General features: G+C 41.7%; 14 protein-coding genes, 9 tRNA genes and 3 rRNA genes. 1 reads left to right on the top strand and 25 read right to left on the bottom strand.

Going from position 1 to position 18,393, the window contains the following annotated elements; all coding sequences use genetic code 11:
- Nucleotides 1-106: 106 nt before the first annotated feature.
- From IE339_RS00290 to metG, 3 genes are all read right to left on the bottom strand, one after another.
- Nucleotides 107-1,336, bottom strand: a complete 1,230-nt coding sequence (locus tag IE339_RS00290) for a resuscitation-promoting factor (RefSeq protein ID WP_242172623.1) — start codon at nt 1,334-1,336, stop codon at nt 107-109.
- A 223-nt stretch (nt 1,337-1,559) separates the two neighbouring features.
- Entirely contained in the window at nt 1,560-2,330 is a 771-nt protein-coding gene (locus tag IE339_RS00285) for a TatD family hydrolase (protein WP_242172621.1), read from the bottom strand.
- Nucleotides 2,331-2,448: 118 nt separating this feature from the next.
- Nucleotides 2,449-4,440: a methionine--tRNA ligase gene (gene metG, locus IE339_RS00280; protein WP_242172619.1), complete on the bottom strand. Its 1,992-nt coding sequence runs from the start codon at nt 4,438-4,440 to the stop codon at nt 2,449-2,451.
- Nucleotides 4,441-5,174: 734 nt separating this feature from the next.
- On the opposite strand from metG, the gene IE339_RS00275 reads away from it, so the two are divergent.
- On the top strand, nt 5,175-5,465 hold the full coding sequence (locus IE339_RS00275; RefSeq protein ID WP_211263411.1) for a transition state genes transcriptional regulator AbrB: 291 nt from the start codon (nt 5,175-5,177) through the stop codon (nt 5,463-5,465).
- Nucleotides 5,466-5,493: 28 nt separating this feature from the next.
- On the opposite strand, the gene rsmI is transcribed toward IE339_RS00275, so the two are convergent.
- The 22 genes from rsmI to IE339_RS00165 form a co-directional block, all read right to left on the bottom strand.
- Nucleotides 5,494-6,366 (bottom strand): 16S rRNA (cytidine(1402)-2'-O)-methyltransferase, encoded by an 873-nt coding sequence (gene rsmI / locus IE339_RS00270; protein WP_242172617.1) that lies wholly within the window; start codon nt 6,364-6,366, stop codon nt 5,494-5,496.
- Nucleotides 6,367-6,388: 22 nt separating this feature from the next.
- On the bottom strand, nt 6,389-6,658 hold the full coding sequence (locus IE339_RS00265; RefSeq protein ID WP_242172615.1) for a GIY-YIG nuclease family protein: 270 nt from the start codon (nt 6,656-6,658) through the stop codon (nt 6,389-6,391).
- Nucleotides 6,645-7,391, bottom strand: a complete 747-nt coding sequence (locus IE339_RS00260; protein ID WP_242172612.1) for a tRNA1(Val) (adenine(37)-N6)-methyltransferase — start codon at nt 7,389-7,391, stop codon at nt 6,645-6,647. Before IE339_RS00260 ends, IE339_RS00265 begins: the two co-directional genes overlap by 14 nt.
- Before the next feature lie 64 nt (nt 7,392-7,455).
- On the bottom strand, nt 7,456-7,821 hold the full coding sequence (gene yabA / locus IE339_RS00255) for a DNA replication initiation control protein YabA (RefSeq protein WP_242172611.1): 366 nt from the start codon (nt 7,819-7,821) through the stop codon (nt 7,456-7,458).
- Between the two features lie 14 nt (nt 7,822-7,835).
- Nucleotides 7,836-8,663 carry a PSP1 domain-containing protein gene (locus tag IE339_RS00250; RefSeq protein WP_053402928.1) on the bottom strand — a complete coding sequence of 276 codons (828 nt, stop codon included), beginning with the start codon at nt 8,661-8,663 and terminating at the stop codon, nt 7,836-7,838.
- 4 nt (nt 8,664-8,667) lie between these two features.
- A complete protein-coding gene (holB, locus tag IE339_RS00245) occupies nt 8,668-9,660 on the bottom strand; it encodes a DNA polymerase III subunit delta' (RefSeq protein WP_242172609.1) in 993 nt (330 codons plus the stop codon).
- A gap of 24 nt (nt 9,661-9,684) precedes the next feature.
- Complete coding sequence (locus IE339_RS00240; RefSeq protein ID WP_242172607.1) at nt 9,685-10,014, bottom strand: cyclic-di-AMP receptor; 330 nt, start codon at nt 10,012-10,014, stop codon at nt 9,685-9,687.
- A gap of 81 nt (nt 10,015-10,095) precedes the next feature.
- Nucleotides 10,096-10,722 (bottom strand): dTMP kinase, encoded by a 627-nt coding sequence (gene tmk, locus IE339_RS00235; protein ID WP_242172605.1) that lies wholly within the window; start codon nt 10,720-10,722, stop codon nt 10,096-10,098.
- Nucleotides 10,723-10,727: 5 nt separating this feature from the next.
- Complete coding sequence (locus tag IE339_RS00230; protein ID WP_242172602.1) at nt 10,728-12,182, bottom strand: aminotransferase class I/II-fold pyridoxal phosphate-dependent enzyme; 1,455 nt, start codon at nt 12,180-12,182, stop codon at nt 10,728-10,730.
- A 100-nt stretch (nt 12,183-12,282) separates the two neighbouring features.
- Nucleotides 12,283-12,438 carry a sigma factor G inhibitor Gin gene (locus tag IE339_RS00225; protein ID WP_397428599.1) on the bottom strand — a complete coding sequence of 52 codons (156 nt, stop codon included), beginning with the start codon at nt 12,436-12,438 and terminating at the stop codon, nt 12,283-12,285.
- 183 nt (nt 12,439-12,621) lie between these two features.
- Nucleotides 12,622-12,737: ribosomal RNA gene (rrf, locus tag IE339_RS00220) — 5S ribosomal RNA — on the bottom strand.
- Between the two features lie 59 nt (nt 12,738-12,796).
- Nucleotides 12,797-15,731 (bottom strand): 23S ribosomal RNA (locus IE339_RS00215).
- A 196-nt stretch (nt 15,732-15,927) separates the two neighbouring features.
- Nucleotides 15,928-17,478: ribosomal RNA gene (locus IE339_RS00210) — 16S ribosomal RNA — on the bottom strand.
- The 16S, 23S and 5S rRNA genes sit together here with 9 tRNA genes alongside, the layout of an rRNA operon.
- Nucleotides 17,479-17,565: 87 nt before the next feature.
- A tRNA-Ala gene (locus IE339_RS00205) sits at nt 17,566-17,641 on the bottom strand.
- Nucleotides 17,642-17,650: 9 nt separating this feature from the next.
- Nucleotides 17,651-17,727 (bottom strand) — tRNA-Pro (locus IE339_RS00200).
- 5 nt (nt 17,728-17,732) lie between these two features.
- Nucleotides 17,733-17,809: transfer RNA gene (locus tag IE339_RS00195), tRNA-Arg, on the bottom strand.
- A gap of 5 nt (nt 17,810-17,814) precedes the next feature.
- Nucleotides 17,815-17,903: transfer RNA gene (locus tag IE339_RS00190), tRNA-Leu, on the bottom strand.
- Between the two features lie 21 nt (nt 17,904-17,924).
- A tRNA-Gly gene (locus IE339_RS00185) sits at nt 17,925-17,999 on the bottom strand.
- A gap of 9 nt (nt 18,000-18,008) precedes the next feature.
- Nucleotides 18,009-18,094, bottom strand: a tRNA-Leu gene (locus IE339_RS00180).
- Between the two features lie 8 nt (nt 18,095-18,102).
- A tRNA-Lys gene (locus IE339_RS00175) sits at nt 18,103-18,178 on the bottom strand.
- Between the two features lie 8 nt (nt 18,179-18,186).
- Nucleotides 18,187-18,262: transfer RNA gene (locus IE339_RS00170), tRNA-Thr, on the bottom strand.
- Between the two features lie 47 nt (nt 18,263-18,309).
- A tRNA-Val gene (locus IE339_RS00165) sits at nt 18,310-18,385 on the bottom strand.
- Nucleotides 18,386-18,393 lie beyond the last annotated feature (8 nt).

Below are 18,393 nucleotides of genomic sequence, written 5' to 3'. Positions count from 1 at the left end.
GTGAAACTTTTTTGTCCTCTTGTACGTCTTATTAACTAGAATAAATACTTTTCTTATTTTAACGGAAAAAAATGCAGAGGACAAAATATCCTCTGCACAGAATGAATTAATTTAATACTTTTATTTTAATCGTTCGACGTCCCCATCGATATGCTTCAGACTGGTCTGAGAAAAACACATCAATGCGGTTTCCGTTAATAGCTGATCCAGTATCAGCGGCAATTGCATATCCGTAACCTTCGACATACACCTTACTGCCTAGTGGAATGACATCAGGATCAACGGCAATGACTTTTGCATTAGGATTCGCTCGTAAATCAACACCTGTTCTTGTTTTCCCAGAACATCCGGTACAGAAAGCGGTATAAGCTGTCGCCATTACACGCATTTCCTTACCTGTATCATTGTTACTACGAGATACCTGACCGTTATAAGAAACTTCCGCAGCTGTTTTAGATACTGGCTTTTCAACCTTCGAACCTACTGCTACGACACGATCTTTACTACTTTTCTTTTCTTCTTGCTTCACTAACGTCCGGGACACTTCTTTTCCATTCTCCAAAATAACCCGATAATGCTTCCTTACACGCCCTTGCTCTCCTTCTTCGATAACCTTTTTCTTGCCTTTTTTCAATGAAGGATCACTCTTCGTTACGACAGCATAATCCACTGGTGCTTCCACCACATCGGTGACTTTTTCAACTCTGATGATATTTACTTTACTGTTAGGGGAAATAGGACTAGATAAATTAGGCTCTACTCTGTCTAATCTATTGAGTTTGATTCCTTGTTGCTCTAAAAAGTCAGCGACCGTAGTCGAAGTGGACCAAACCTTTTTTTGATGGGCACTTTGTTGTAGTGTAACTGGAAAAGCCTTGCTTACTTCTATGTTTAAATCTTTTTTGACTGTTGTATGTTGACTGGGATGAATTTGGTCATGCTTCGAAAGTTGAATCTGACGTTCATTCAACACATCTTGAACTGTATTAGCCGTAGTCCAAATGGTTTTCTTTTGACTTCCTACTACAAGTTTGACTGGCTTTGAAGATTTCCACACAATCTTCATATTATCTGTTACATCAGCATCTAACGGTTTAGAGATATAATCTCCCTTTTTCCATTTGATGTCTTGATCTGCTAGTAACTCTTTTACCGTTTTAGCATGGGTCTTTATCTTTTGCTTTTTCCCATCTAATGTAAGAGCTACAGAGGCTTGAGTAGCCTTAAACGTAACAAATCCAATCACGGAGAAAGCGACTATTAAACTAGCAAAAACGACTAACAGTCTCCTCCCACTCATAGATTTGGATAACAGCTTTTTCACGTTTTTTGACACGATGAAAAACTCCTCCTTCTCTCGCAGAGATTATATAGAGTCGTCACTTGCTTGTCAACCCTCCCACTCGAGCGCTGCATGTAGTCTATTATGTCCGAATGTTCTAAAAAATGGAAGGAAGAATTGTCGACAAGTTAATCCTATGAATGGGAAAAGAGAATTAGAACTTTTTTTACAAACCTTGATAGTTAGTAGAAAAATGGCTGTATTTAACAGAAAAAAATTATCGATTTATGCCGAATAATTTTTTCGCATTTTCAGTCGTTTTTACTGCTAACTCCTCATAAGATATGCCTCTTAATTCCGCAATTTGCTCCGCTACAAGTGAAACATATCCAGGCTCATTTCGTTTTCCACGATGAGGGTGTGGTGTTAAGTACGGGCAGTCTGTTTCAATTAATAAACGGTCTAACGGAATATCTACCACTACTTCTTTTGGTTTTTTCGCATTTTTAAACGTAACCGGTCCACCGTAGGAAATATACATGTTCATATCCATACACTGTTTGGCAACTTCTAAGCTACCCGTAAAGCAATGCATAATGCCTCCTACTTCTTTTACGTTTTCTTCTGATAAAATTTCTACAACGTCCTCTGTGGCATCACGATTATGAATAATAATAGGTAGGTTCACCTTACGAGCGAGACGAATTTGTTTTCGGAAAACTTCTTTTTGAACATCCTTCGGAGATTTATCCCAGTGATAATCTAATCCCATCTCACCAAGTGCTACTACTTTGGGATGCGCTGCTAGTTCCTCTAACCAAGCTAAATGCTCATCCGTCATATCGATCGCATCTACAGGATGCCACCCCACACTTGCATATAAAAAGTCATATCGTTCCACTAATTCCATCGCTTTATTAATCGTTTCTTCGTCAAAGCCAACAACTACCATGTTCTCGACACCCGCCTCAAGCGCTCGGTCGATTACTTCCTGCAAATCTTCATCATATTGTTCTGCGTTCAAATGTACGTGCGTATCAAATAACATAATCTCAACAAACCTTCTTTCTACTTATTTCTTTTCTGCTGAAAGGAAAATGGGTGCTCTCGTTTGTTACACGTGAAACACCCATTTACATAATTAAATTGCCCTATTCACTATGAATTTATTTAATTCTCGTGCCGTTCGCTACGTTAGCATCAATCGCTGCTAACGAAAGGCCATTTTGATCTTCTCCTGCTAAAATCATCCCTTGAGATAATTCTCCGCGTAATTTAACAGGCTTTAAGTTCGTAACACAAATAACTTTTCTTCCTATTAAATCTTCTGGCTTATAAAACTTCGCAATGCCAGATACGACCTGACGCGTTTCATAACCTAAATCCAACTGCAGCTTAAGAAGCTTGTCAGCTTTTTTCACAGGCTCTGCTTTTTTCACTTCAGCAACACGAAGTTCAACTTTTGTGAAGTCATCTATTGTGATTTCCTCTACTTCAGGAACGTCATCATTGCTTTTAGACGTTTCTTCTTCAGATTGTACGCTACCAAGCATTTTTTCTTTAATGAACCCAACTTCTTCCTCAATATCTAAACGTGGGAATAGAGGTGTTCCTTTTTGAACCTTCACACCTTCTGGAATAATACCAAATGAATCAGTAGTACTCCAAGTACGTAGCTCTTCATCTTCTAATCCCAGTTGTTCAAACATTTTACGAGGTGTTTGAGTTAAGAACGGTTGAAGAAGAATAGCAATGTGACGAATCGATTCTGCTAAATGACTCATAACAGAAGCTAACTCTTCTACTTTGCTTTCATCTTTCGCCAGTGCCCACGGCTGTGTTTCATCAATGTATTTATTTGTACGGCTTACAAGCTGCCAAATAGATGCTAGTGCCACGGAAAACTCCATGTTTTCCATTGCTTCTTCATATTTTGCTAGCGTCTCTTTTTGAGTCCCAACGAGTAACTCATCAAACTCTGTAACGTTTCCTTTATAAGTTGGAATTACCCCGTCAAAATATTTATTAATCATCGCTACCGTGCGATTTACCAGATTTCCTAGGTCATTGGCTAAATCAAAATTAATGCGTTCAACAAATGCTTCTGGTGTGAACACGCCGTCAGAACCAAATGGTACTTCGCGAAGTAAGTAATAACGAAGTGCATCTAGACCATATCGATCAATTAACGTCACTGGGTCTACAACATTCCCTTTTGATTTAGACATTTTACCGTCTTTCATCAACAGCCAACCATGAGCAAATACCTTTTTCGGTAATGGTAAGTCTAATGCCATAAGCATTACTGGCCAATAAATAGTATGGAAACGAACAATTTCTTTCCCTACCAAATGAACGTTCGCAGGCCAATATTTTTGATATTTAGAGTCATCATCCATGCTATAGCCAAGAGCTGTAATATAGTTTGAAAGAGCATCAATCCAAACATACACGACATGCTTCGGATCTCCAGGTACTTTAATTCCCCAATCGAATGTCGTACGTGAAACAGCAAGATCCTCTAGACCTGGCTTAATGAAATTATTAATCATTTCATTTTTGCGAGATTCCGGCTGAATAAACTCAGGATTTTCTTCATAATAGCGTAGCAGACGATCTGCGTACTTACTTACTTTAAAGAAATAAGACTGTTCGCGTACCAATTCTACAGGATGACCGCTATCAGGACTTTTACCACCAACAATCTTACCGTCTTCTTTAATCGGATCTACTAGTTGAAGTTCTGTATAGAACGTTTCGTCCGGAACAGAGTACCATCCTTCATATTCATCTAAATAGATATCTCCTTGGTCCACAAGCTTAGCAAAGATTTTCTCTACGACTTCTTTATGGCGAGATTGGGTTGTACGAATAAAATCATCATAAGAAATATCTAATTTCCCCCAAAGCTCTTGAATATCGGCAACCATTCCGTCCACATATTCTTGCGGCGTAATGCCTTTTTCTTCTGCTTTGCGCTGAATTTTTTGACCATGCTCATCCGTACCAGTTAAATAGTACACATCAAACCCTTTTAGGCGCTTATATCTTGCCATAGCATCTCCTGCTACCGTTGTATAAGCATGTCCTATATGTAAGTTTCCACTTGGATAGTAAATAGGGGTTGTGAGATAAAACGTATTCTTCTCTCCAGACATATAACTAACCTCCAAAAGCTTTTCTATGAAATTGACCTTTAGTGCTAAAAGCGAGTTCTATTAGTAGAAATGACATGAACCACGACAAAAAGCTCCATGCAATATCGTCGAAAATCATATCCAAATTTAAAACTCAGCTAAAAGTCATTTTCCTTCTACTATAACACTATTTTACATAATAACTTAATAAAATTCTTCTTTTTAAAATGCAATATTTCCTTCTATTGTGTATGGGGCATATCCCGTTATAGAACACTTTCCAAAGCGGCTAGTTGATCTTACAACTAAAACGTTTCTTCATTAATTCTAAGTACTGTTATAACAGTACTTCCATATTATCATCTTGTCCTTCCTATTCAAAAAAATATACACATGATCGTAATTTTTCTTTATTACTCTTTATTGCTTAATTTACAAGATGTTTACATTTTTTTGACAAACGTTGAATTTTGTCGAATAATCTATATACTGTTTCTATATCATCTGATAAAAAATTATAGTAGTAATAGTTTTTTATTCCGTTTTTTGCTATTTATTTTGATAAGCCTTCATTTCCATGAGGGAAAAGTCCCGATATATCAAGGTTCCTAGTCATAAAGAACGAAATCTACAGTTTTTGACATATAAAATTATTGACTAGTTTTGGAAACGTTGATATGATGTAAGGGTAATTGAATTTGTCGAATAATGACGAAAAAAATATAAATAGTTTAGAAGAATACGAGAGGAGAATTATTTTTATGAAATCTACAGGTATTGTACGTAAAGTTGACGAGTTAGGCCGTGTGGTTATTCCTATCGAATTACGACGCACATTGGGGATTGCAGAAAAAGACGCATTAGAAATTTATGTTGATGACGAGCGCATCATTCTTAAAAAATACAAGCCAAACATGACTTGCCAAGTAACAGGTGAAGTTTCAGATGAAAACTTAAAACTTGCTAACGGTAAATTAATCTTAAGCCGTGAAGGTGCAGAACAAATCTTACAAGAACTTCAAAATTCTTTAGAAGCTTCTAAGTAATTAAAAAAAGCCCTATTTAGGGCTTTTTTTAATTTATATGATATTCACTGTAGACGTCTCTCTTCGCCATCCCGCGATCAACGGCTACCTGTTTAATCGCATCTTTTGTCGAAAATCCTTTTTCTTGGATATAGTACTCGACGTGATCATAAATGCTCTTTTCCTCCCACCAAAGATCTGTGCTCGGCTTTTCTTCCTTGCTTCCCTCAAGGATGATGCAAAATTCTCCTCTTATCTCATCGTTATGGGCCCATTCTGAGACTTCTGATATTGTGCCACGAATGAACTCTTCATATCGCTTTGTAAGCTCTCTCGAAATAACAATTTCACGATTTCCAAGAACCTCTTCCATCACCTTTAACGTCTCCTTTAGGCGATGAGGAGCTTCGTAGAAAATCAACGTGTATGGTAGATACGCTAATTGCTCAAGTTCCTCTTTTTTATGCTTCTTCTGACGAGTCAAGAAACCATAAAAGAGAAAATGATCCGTAGGAAGGCCAGAAGCAATTAAAGCTGTTAGTGCTGCATTTGCACCAGGGAGAGGCACAACCTTTTGCTGTTTCTCAATAGCTAAAACCGCTAAATCGTATCCCGGATCTGAGATAGCAGGCATACCAGCATCGGTTACGAGCGCTACTTGCTTTCCTTGCTCCAAGTCTTCAATGATTTTTGGTCCTTTTGTTTCCTTATTATGTTCATGATAACTAACAATAGGTGTTGAAATCTCAAAGTGATTACAAAGTTTTTTCGTTTGTCTCGTATCTTCAGCAGCGATATAATCCACTTCTTTTAAAATACGAATAGCCCGAAATGTCATATCCTCTAAATTGCCGATCGGAGTAGGGACTAGATAAAGCATTCCCTCTGCCTCATGAGATTGAAAACTCTTTTGTTGATGCATGGCTTTCCATCCTCTCATACTTCTAATCAAACGATACGTGAAACTCTTCCAAATACCGTTCCTTTTGCTTTCGCGTTAATTTCTTAAAACGTATTTCTGCTCTTAGCGCTTCGCTTTTTGTATCAAACGTTTCGGAGTGAATCAGCACAACGGGAACTCTAGCCTTTGTATATTTTGCTCCTTTTCCTGCATTGTGCGTGGCCACTCTTTTCTCTAGATTATTTGTATATCCGCCGTAAAAACTACCATCTTTACATTTCAATACATAGAAGTAATGCTTACTCGTTTCCATATAAAATCTGTTTAACCTCTTTTGTATATTCATTATTCTCATTGTATACAACAAGTGGTGGAAGTACCTTAAGATCAGGCTGTCCATCTTTGATTCCTTCAATCAAAATGGTGTTTGCTTCCTTGTTTTCTTTTGGATAAATAAACTGCAAACGCTTTGGTTCAATGCGATACTTTCGCATCAAAGTGACAATATCTAATAAGCGACCAGGTCGATGAACGAGTGCTACTTTACCACTTTGTTTGACAAGCTGGCTGCTAACGCGTATAACGTCTTCTAGCGTACAATGAATTTCATGTCGAGCAATCGCATAATGTTCATTCAAGTTTTGCTCTTCTTTTTTAGGCGTTGGGAAATAAGGTGGGTTACATGTAACAACATCAAATTTTCCGTACCCTAGCCTTTCAGGAGCATTTTTTAAGTCGTCGTGTATCATTGTAAGCTGATTTTCTAATCCATTATAGGCTACGCTACGCGTTGCCATTCCCCAAAGTCTCTCTTGTATCTCTACTCCTGTAATCGCAGCTTTACTCCGAGTAGATAGAAACAAAGGAACAACACCGTTTCCCGTACATAAATCCACTATGTTTCCTTTTCGAACCGGTACATAGGCAAAGCGTGCCAACAACACAGCATCCAATGAAAAAGAAAAGACGGATGGACTTTGAATAATTCTTAAGTTTTCTTCTGCTAACAAATAATCTAAACGCTCATCTTCGTATAAATATACCATAACTTATGTTTCCCTTTCTTACATCTTCATCATAAAAATAGCCTCTCCTAATGGAAAGGCTTCATTACTTCTTATTCAAAAAAGATAAACAAAATAGGCAATCTCCATCTTTGCGCACACTACCATAATGAATATTACATATATGGAATCCTTCTTGATAGAGGCGGGCAAGGTTATCATAACCTTCCCCAACATCGGCCTGTTTCTCATCGCGGCTGTTTCGATTAGAACGTTTTCGCTGACTCTTTTGTCGCAGCTCTTTATCATTCTGTTCAAGACGACGACGCAAATGCTCATTCTCCATTTGCATATGATGATTTTCCTCAATTAAATCAGCTAAATGCTCTTTTAATTCACCTAGCTGCTTGTACAGGTGGCCAATCTGCTCCTCCATATTCGTTACAGAATCAAAAATATCTTTCTTATCCACTTATACCCACCTCATTACTCCGTGGACTGAAATGAAACAGCGCCTTCTTTCGTCAGTTCATCTAACGTAAATTCTACAATTTGTTCTTTTCCTACAAGTTCAATTTGCAAAATACGCTCAAGAATATTTAAACCAATTACGCGCCCTTGGCCGTTTGGCGTAGCAATTACTTCTCCTACATCTGGCAATTGCTCTTTTGCCGTTTCATACTCATCATTTTCGTATTTTAAGCAGCACATTAAACGACCACATAGACCAGAAATCTTTGTTGGGTTTAATGATAAATTCTGATCCTTCGCCATCTTAATCGATACTGGCTCGAAATCACCTAAGAAGGTTGAACAGCATAGCATTCTTCCACAAGGTCCAATACCGCCTAGCAATTTTGCTTCATCTCTTACACCGATTTGACGAAGCTCGATGCGAGTACGAAAGATCGCTGCCAAATCTTTTACAAGCTCTCTGAAATCAATTCTACCATCTGCTGTAAAATAGAAAATGACTTTGTTACGATCAAATGTATATTCCACGTCAACTAACTTCATATCTAAGCTATGTGCAAGGACTTTCTCTACACATACATCATATGCTTCTTTAGCCGCGTTTTTATTCTCTTCTACGATCAGTCTATCTTTCGGATCAGCAACTCGAATTACCTTCTTCAAAGGTAAAACAACATCATTCTCACTGACCTGTTTTTTATTAATAACTACTTTCCCAAACTCTATTCCACGAATGGTTTCAACAATAACGTATTCACCATCAGCAATAGTTAACTCGCCGGGATCGAAATAATAAATTTTACCAGCTTTTTTAAAACGGACTCCCACTACATCGTACAAGCCTTTATCCCTCCTGCAAATCCAACACCAGCTGCTCCATTAAAAGTTGTAAATTCATATTGGAGTTTAATTTATTTTTGGCCTCTAAAATAAGTTCTAAAGATCGAACGGTTTTTTTCTGACTCTGCTGAAGAGCGTCTTTCTTAAGCTCTTCTTTCTTGTAAGAAAACACCACTTTTTCTTCCTGATCTATTTGAATATGAAGGATGTCTCTATATAAAAGGAGTAATAGATTTAATCCAACCTCGTTTTGGGCTTTATCTGTAAAATGCTTTACCCAATTCTCATGGATGAATAATAAAGCTTGGTGAGGTCTATTCATTAGTACTTCATATAATTGTATCACTAACTTTCTTCCAAGTCCAAACCATTCATCGTTATTTAATTGTAACGCTTCTTCCATACTATTCGTCAAATTCGAAAGTATGATAGCACTAGATTCATCTACGCCTTCATTAATTAAGCGAGTTTGCAAATGTGCGGGAGGGAGAGTTCTAAATGATAGTACCTGACATCTTGAAATAATGGTATTTAATAATTTCTGAGGGTTTTCCGTCAATAAAATAGCATACGTCTCACTGTTGGGTTCTTCTAAAAATTTCAGCAAACTATTGGCAGCATTTACTGTCATTCTGTCTACATGCTCAATAACATAAATTTTTCGGTTCGACTCTACCCCAGCTTTCACAAATTCACTTTGCAATTGCTGAATTTGTTCTTTTTTAATTGAGTTACCATCAGGCTCAACAACGTGCATATCAGGGTGGTTGCCAGAATCAATTCTCTTGCAATTAATACATTCGTTACATGGATAGACCCCATGATTGTTTTGACATAACAATGACTTCGCAAACAACATGCTTACTTCTTTTTTTCCAGTTCCCCGATTACCTTCGAATATGTAGGCGTGGGCAACTCTATCTTTCACTAACGCATTGTTCAAAATCTTTAAAACCTGTGGCTGTAATTCTTCAAGCTGTGCCCACGTTTTGTTCATGTTTAATCACTCTCTAACTATAATTTAAAATTGATGAAACCCTTCCACCGGAAGAACAAATACAGTAGCTCCTCCTACTTCCACCTCTACGGGATAAGGAATATAAGAATCTGCATTTCCTCCCATTGGAGAAACAGGTGAAATAAGCTGACGTCTATTCTGACAAGTATCTTTTATAACCTCTAATGCTAATTCGACACGATGATCTTCAGTTCCTATCATGATCGTTGTATTCCCAGATTTTAAGAATCCACCTGAACTAGATAGTTTTGTGGAGCGAAATCCTTCTTCTACTAGAGCATTAATAAGCTTGGTACTATCTGAATCTTGAACAACAACTATAATCATTTTCATCACTTAATCGCCTCTTTCATCACGTATTTATTGTCCTTATTATACCAATTTCAAAACACAAACCTACTGATGAATTACCATTTAAGAAAATAATGCTTCTAACTGCTTTAGAACGTCTTTATAAACATTTTCGATAGGTTGATCTGCATTTATTTTCATAATCCTACTAGGGAATTTTTCGACTAATAGTAAATAACCTTCTCTCACCTTTCGATGGAAATCAACTTTCTCTAAATCTAAACGATTAATCTCTCTTCCCTTTGTTTCATTGATTCTCTGTAAACCTACTTCAGGATCAAGATCAAAATAGATAGTAAGATCTGGCATCGTATGACCGATGGCAAATTGATTAATCTGAAACACTTCTTCAATTCCTAACTCCCGTGCAAAGCCTTGATAAGCAAGTGAACTATCGATAAATCGATCACAAAATACGGTTGTCCCGTTTTCTAATGCAGGTACGACTTTTTCAACAAGATGCTGCCTACGTGCTGCCGCATACAGTAGAGCCTCTGTTCGTCCATCCATTGTTGTGTGATCAGGATTTAGGATCACTTTCCGGATCTCCTCCGCAATATGGATTCCTCCAGGCTCTCTAGTAGATAAAATCTGTACCTCTTTCTGTTTATAATAGTTATAAACCATTTCCATAATGGTTGTTTTACCAGCCCCTTCTGGACCTTCAAACGTAATGAATTTACCTCTCATGCTGTTTACTCCCTTTCGTCTTCAAATACACTAATTAAACGTCTCTCTAATGAAGTCGCACTGCCTTGTAGTTTTACTGCTGTGTTTAAAATTTCTTCTATATATTCGATGTGATCATTCGTAATGATTTCACCTTCCATTAATACAGGAATACCAGGTGGATATGGAATAACAGATTCAGCTGCCACTCTCCCCACTGCCATTTTTAATGGAAGATTGGTTTTCGTTAAAATACTCTGTTTCTTATAAGATATCCCTAATTGGCTGCTAGAAAACTTAAATGATAATCGAGGACTTGAAAAATAAGGAGGATGTTGCTGATATAAACCAACAATTTCTTCTATCTTTTTAATTGTTTCTTCCCATCTAAATTCTGCTGCCAATGGTAAAACAAAGAGAACATGCTGAGTGGTAGCTAATTCTGTATAGATACCCACTTCCTCTAGCTTTTGCTGAAACTCATAGCCTGTACAAAAAGATGGCATAACCGTTATTTTTAAGAGATCAATGTCGACACGTTTGTCTTCATACTCCACTACCGTTAACCCATCTATGTTAGATAGTTGCTCTCTAAAGTGAAAAAGCTGCTTTACTAATAACGCTTTACGATCGTTCTGAGCCATTTCATGCAGATAGGCTCGTGCAATATCTAAAGAAGCCATAATAGGGTAAGATGGGCTACTAGATTGTAGGATAGAAAGGTATTTACCTATTTGCTCCTTAGAAATCAAATCACCTTGAATATGTAAATAAGATCCCATTGTCATAGCAGGCAACGTTTTGTGTGCAGAGTGAATGACAATATCAGCTCCAGCTTGAATTGCAGATATCGGAAAAGGATGTCCTACCGCAAAATGAGCACCATGTGCCTCATCTACAATTACAGGAATATTATATCCATGGGCGACACGCACAACTTCCCTTAAGTCCCGACTTACTCCGTAATAATTAGGATTTGTTAAAATTAACGCTTTAGCAGTAGGATGTTGCTTAATGCCTTCACAAACGATTTCACTTGGAACTCCTAACGTTAATGAAATACTTTCATCCACTTCTGGTGCTAAAAAGATAGGATCAGCATTTGATAATTTTAATCCATTTATGATGGATTTATGTGAATCTCGCTGAACCAACACTTTATCACCCTCACTACAAGTAGCTAAAATAGCAGCTAAGTTCCCTACTGTAGACCCGTTCACTAGAAAAAAAGTGTGCTTCACTTCATAAAGTGAAGCAGCAAGACTTTCTGCCTCCTCAATAGCTTCAGAGGGATCATGCAGGTCATCTAATCCTGTCAATTCAGTCACGTCTATCGGCAAGATCGATTTAAAAAAATGATCTTCTTTATGAGAAAAAACAGCTCCATTTTTATGTCCTGGCACGTGATAAGAGATAGGACGCTTTAAAGCATGTCTTTTTAATTGATTATATAATGGGCAAGTTTGCTGTTTATGTAACATAATTTTTTAGAACCTTTCATTTTGCTTAAACTATTTCTATTATAACAATAAGAACAGCAACATGCAGAAAAAAGAAAAAGCCTATTCTCGTAGGCTTTGGTTATTCACTATAGGATAAACTTATATTTTTTAGTTGATGGATAAAGTATTGATATTGAATATCATCGGTTTCAGTACTTACCATTTTTTGTTCACATTCCACACATATAAAATTAGAAAAAATATGGATTCCCTCTTCCCTCAATTCTTCACACACAATACACGTAGTTTCTTGAGTCGTTAACAAGTCTCTCCACCTCCATTAAACAGTTATAAACAGTTTTCAGAAATTTATTCAGGTAGAAGATGATTTACTTTTTATATCATACGCACTAGGCTAATATCATGTTAATAAAAACACAAAAAAAGACTAGTCATTTGACTAGTCTTTTTTCAACGTGCCTGGCGATGTCCTACTCTCACAGGGGGAAACCCCCAACTACCATCGGCGCTAGAGAGCTTAACTTCCGTGTTCGGTATGGGAACGGGTGTGACCTCTCTGCCATAATCACCAGACTATATAGAAAGAACGTTGTTCTTTCAAAACTAGATAACAATGGTTAAGGAAAAACATTTTGGTTAAGTCCTCGATCGATTAGTATCTGTCAGCTGCACGTGTCGCCACGCTTCCACCTCAGACCTATCTACCTGATCGTCTTTCAGGGATCTTACTAGCTTGCGCTATGGGAAATCTCATCTTGAGGGGGGCTTCATGCTTAGATGCTTTCAGCACTTATCCCGTCCACACATAGCTACCCAGCGATGCCTTTGGCAAGACAACTGGTACACCAGCGGTGTGTCCATCCCGGTCCTCTCGTACTAAGGACAGCTCCTCTCAAATTTCCTACGCCCACGACGGATAGGGACCGAACTGTCTCACGACGTTCTGAACCCAGCTCGCGTACCGCTTTAATGGGCGAACAGCCCAACCCTTGGGACCGACTACAGCCCCAGGATGCGATGAGCCGACATCGAGGTGCCAAACCTCCCCGTCGATGTGGACTCTTGGGGGAGATAAGCCTGTTATCCCCGGGGTAGCTTTTATCCGTTGAGCGATGGCCCTTCCATGCGGAACCACCGGATCACTAAGCCCGACTTTCGTCCCTGCTCGACTTGTAGGTCTCGCAGTCAAGCTCCCTTGTGCCTTTACACTCTACGAATGATTTCCAACCATTCTGAGGGAACCTTTGGGCGCCTCCGTTACTCTTTAGGAGGCGACCGCCCCAGTCAAACTGCCCACCTGACACTGTCTCCCAGCCCGATCAGGGCTGTGGGTTAGAATGTCAATACAGCCAGGGTAGTATCCCACCGACGCCTCCACCGAAGCTAGCGCTCCGGTTTCTCAGGCTCCTACCTATCCTGTACAAGCTGTACCAAAATTCAATATCAGGCTACAGTAAAGCTCCACGGGGTCTTTCCGTCCTGTCGCGGGTAACCTGCATCTTCACAGGTACTATAATTTCACCGAGTCTCTCGTTGAGACAGTGCCCAGATCGTTACACCTTTCGTGCGGGTCGGAACTTACCCGACAAGGAATTTCGCTACCTTAGGACCGTTATAGTTACGGCCGCCGTTTACTGGGGCTTCGATTCAAAGCTTCGCTTGCGCTAACCTCTCCTCTTAACCTTCCAGCACCGGGCAGGTGTCAGCCCCTATACTTCGCCTTACGGCTTCGCAGAGACCTGTGTTTTTGCTAAACAGTCGCCTGGGCCTATTCACTGCGGCTCTCTCGGGCTTGCACCCTAACAGAGCACCCCTTCTCCCGAAGTTACGGGGTCATTTTGCCGAGTTCCTTAACGAGAGTTCTCTCGATCACCTTAGGATTCTCTCCTCGCCTACCTGTGTCGGTTTGCGGTACGGGTACCTCCCACCTCGCTAGAGGCTTTTCTTGGCAGTGTGAAATCAGGAGCTTCGGTACTATAATTCCCTCGTCATCACAGCTCAGCCTTATGATGAGCGGATTTGCCTACTCATCAGCCTTACTGCTTGAACGCACATATCCAGCAGTGCGCCTACCCTATCCTCCTGCGTCCCCCCATTGCTCAAACGGTGGGGAGGTAGTACAGGAATATCAACCTGTTGGCCATCGCCTACGCCTTTCGGCCTCGGCTTAGGTCCCGACTAACCCTGAGCGGACGAGCCTTCCTCAGGAAACCTTAGGCATTCGGTGGACAAGATTCTCACTTGTCTTTCGCTACTCATACCGGCATTCTCACTTCTAAGCGCTCCACCAGTCCTTACGGTCTAGCTTCGCAGCACTTAGAACGCTCTCCTACCACTGACATCGTAGATGTCAATCCACAGCTTCGGTGATACGTTTAGCCCCGGTACATTTTCGGCGCAGAGTCACTCGACCAGTGAGCTATTACGCACTCTTTAAATGGTGGCTGCTTCTAAGCCAACATCCTGGTTGTCTAAGCAACTCCACATCCTTTTCCACTTAACGTATACTTTGGGACCTTAGCTGGTGGTCTGGGCTGTTTCCCTCTTGACTACGGATCTTATCACTCGCAGTCTGACTCCCAAGGATAAGTTTTTGGCATTCGGAGTTTGACTGAATTCGGTAACCCGTTGGGGGCCCCTAGTCCAATCAGTGCTCTACCTCCAAAACTCTCACCTTGAGGCTAGCCCTAAAGCTATTTCGGAGAGAACCAGCTATCTCCAAGTTCGATTGGAATTTCTCCGCTACCCACACCTCATCCCCGCACTTTTCAACGTGCGTGGGTTCGGGCCTCCATTCAGTGTTACCTGAACTTCACCCTGGACATGGGTAGATCACCTGGTTTCGGGTCTACGACCACATACTCAAATCGCCCTATTCAGACTCGCTTTCGCTGCGGCTCCGTCTCATCGACTTAACCTTGCATGGGATCGTAACTCGCCGGTTCATTCTACAAAAGGCACGCCATCACCCGTTAACGGGCTCTGACTACTTGTAGGCACACGGTTTCAGGATCTCTTTCACTCCCCTTCCGGGGTGCTTTTCACCTTTCCCTCACGGTACTGGTTCACTATCGGTCACTAGGAAGTATTTAGCCTTGGGAGATGGTCCTCCCTGCTTCCGACGGAATTTCACGTGTTCCGCCGTACTCAGGATCCACTCAAGAGAGAACAAGGTTTCAACTACAGGGTTGTTACCTTCTTTGACGGGCCTTTCCAGACCTCTTCATTTACCTCGTTCCTTTGTAACTCCGTATAGAGTGTCCTACAACCCCAAGAGGCAAGCCTCTTGGTTTGGGCTAATAATTCCGTTTCGCTCGCCGCTACTCAGGAAATCGCGTTTGCTTTCCTTTCCTCCGGGTACTTAGATGTTTCAGTTCCCCGGGTCTGCCTTCAACTTCCTATGTATTCAGAAGAAGATATCATTCCATTACGAATGATGGGTTTCCCCATTCGGAAATCTCCGGATCAAAGCTTACTTACAGCTCCCCGAAGCATATCGGTGTTAGTCCCGTCCTTCATCGGCTCCTAGTGCCAAGGCATCCACCGTGCGCCCTTTCTAACTTAACCGTATTGGTTATTAAAAAAGTGTTACACTTTGTTTTCCTTAACATTCTTGCTATCTAGTTTTCAAAGAACAACTGCCTCATGATCACGACGTGATCAAAAGACTTCTTATTGAAAGTTCGTAATGAACCTTCAAAACTGAACAAAACGACGTCACGTTGTTTGTTGCTGAACACGTGGTTCAAGCAATTTTCCTTAGAAAGGAGGTGATCCAGCCGCACCTTCCGATACGGCTACCTTGTTACGACTTCACCCCAATCATCTGTCCCACCTTAGGCGGCTGGCTCCTTACGGTTACCCCACCGACTTCGGGTGTTACAAACTCTCGTGGTGTGACGGGCGGTGTGTACAAGGCCCGGGAACGTATTCACCGCGGCATGCTGATCCGCGATTACTAGCGATTCCAGCTTCATGTAGGCGAGTTGCAGCCTACAATCCGAACTGAGAATGATTTTATGAGATTAGCTTCACCTCGCGGCTTCGCAACCCTTTGTATCATCCATTGTAGCACGTGTGTAGCCCAGGTCATAAGGGGCATGATGATTTGACGTCATCCCCACCTTCCTCCGGTTTGTCACCGGCAGTCACCTTAGAGTGCCCAACTTAATGCTGGCAACTAAGATCAAGGGTTGCGCTCGTTGCGGGACTTAACCCAACATCTCACGACACGAGCTGACGACAACCATGCACCACCTGTCACTTTGTCCCCCGAAGGGGAAAGCTCTATCTCTAGAGTGGTCAAAGGATGTCAAGACCTGGTAAGGTTCTTCGCGTTGCTTCGAATTAAACCACATGCTCCACCGCTTGTGCGGGCCCCCGTCAATTCCTTTGAGTTTCAGCCTTGCGGCCGTACTCCCCAGGCGGAGTGCTTAATGCGTTAGCTGCAGCACTAAAGGGCGGAAACCCTCTAACACTTAGCACTCATCGTTTACGGCGTGGACTACCAGGGTATCTAATCCTGTTTGCTCCCCACGCTTTCGCGCCTCAGCGTCAGTTACAGACCAGAAAGCCGCCTTCGCCACTGGTGTTCCTCCACATCTCTACGCATTTCACCGCTACACGTGGAATTCCGCTTTCCTCTTCTGCACTCAAGTTCCCCAGTTTCCAATGACCCTCCACGGTTGAGCCGTGGGCTTTCACATCAGACTTAAGGAACCGCTGCGCGCGCTTTACGCCCAATAATTCCGGACAACGCTTGCCACCTACGTATTACCGCGGCTGCTGGCACGTAGTTAGCCGTGGCTTTCTGGTTAGGTACCGTCAAGGTACGAGCAGTTACTCTCGTACTTGTTCTTCCCTAACAACAGAGTTTTACGATCCGAAAACCTTCATCACTCACGCGGCGTTGCTCCGTCAGACTTTCGTCCATTGCGGAAGATTCCCTACTGCTGCCTCCCGTAGGAGTCTGGGCCGTGTCTCAGTCCCAGTGTGGCCGATCACCCTCTCAGGTCGGCTACGCATCGTCGCCTTGGTGAGCCGTTACCTCACCAACTAGCTAATGCGCCGCGGGTCCATCTGTAAGTGACAGCCGAAACCGTCTTTTAACATCCGCTCATGCGAGCGAAAGTGTTATTCGGTATTAGCTCCGGTTTCCCGGAGTTATCCCCATCTTACAGGCAGGTTACCCACGTGTTACTCACCCGTCCGCCGCTAACTTGATAGAAGCAAGCTTCTATCAAGTCCGCTCGACTTGCATGTATTAGGCACGCCGCCAGCGTTCGTCCTGAGCCAGGATCAAACTCTCCGAAGAAATGTTTGACTTGCTCATTTGTTGTCTTACTTTTAAAACGTTGACGTTTTGCTTGTTTTGTTCAGTTTTCAAAGTTCATAATTTCATTGGTGGAGCCTAGCGGGATCGAACCGCTGACCTCCTGCGTGCAAGGCAGGCGCTCTCCCAGCTGAGCTAAGGCCCCAATATAAAATGGTCGGGAAGACAGGATTCGAACCTGCGACCCCTTGGTCCCAAACCAAGTGCTCTACCAAGCTGAGCTACTTCCCGTTTTATGGCGCGCCCGAGAGGAGTCGAACCCCTAACCTTTTGATCCGTAGTCAAACGCTCTATCCAATTGAGCTACGGGCGCATATATGGTGCCGAGGGCCGGACTTGAACCGGCACGGTAGTCACCTACCGCAGGATTTTAAGTCCTGTGTGTCTGCCAATTCCACCACCCCGGCATACTTTCTGGAACTGGACTCTGGAGCGGAAGACGGGATTCGAACCCGCGACCCCCACCTTGGCAAGGTGGTGTTCTACCACTGAACTACTTCCGCATATTTGAATGGTGCGGGTGAAGGGACTTGAACCCCCACGTCGTAAAGACACTAGATCCTAAGTCTAGCGCGTCTGCCAATTCCGCCACACCCGCATTCAAAATGGTGAGCCATGAAGGATTCGAACCTTCGACCCTCTGATTAAAAGTCAGATGCTCTACCAACTGAGCTAATGGCTCAACCTAAATGGTGCCGGCAAGAGGACTTGAACCCCCAACCTACTGATTACAAGTCAGTTGCTCTACCAGTTGAGCTACACCGGCATTTGGTTGAAATAATGCTACCATTCTATACATTTTTCAAGGATAAATGGTGGAGGATGACGGGATCGAACCGCCGACCCCCTGCTTGTAAGGCAGGTGCTCTCCCAGCTGAGCTAATCCTCCATTATGTA

The organism is Priestia koreensis (genome assembly GCF_022646885.1).
In the GTDB taxonomy this organism is placed as follows: Bacteria; Bacillota; Bacilli; order Bacillales; family Bacillaceae_H; genus Bacillus_AG; species Bacillus_AG koreensis_A.
This window is presented reverse-complemented; position numbering and strand designations above follow the sequence as displayed.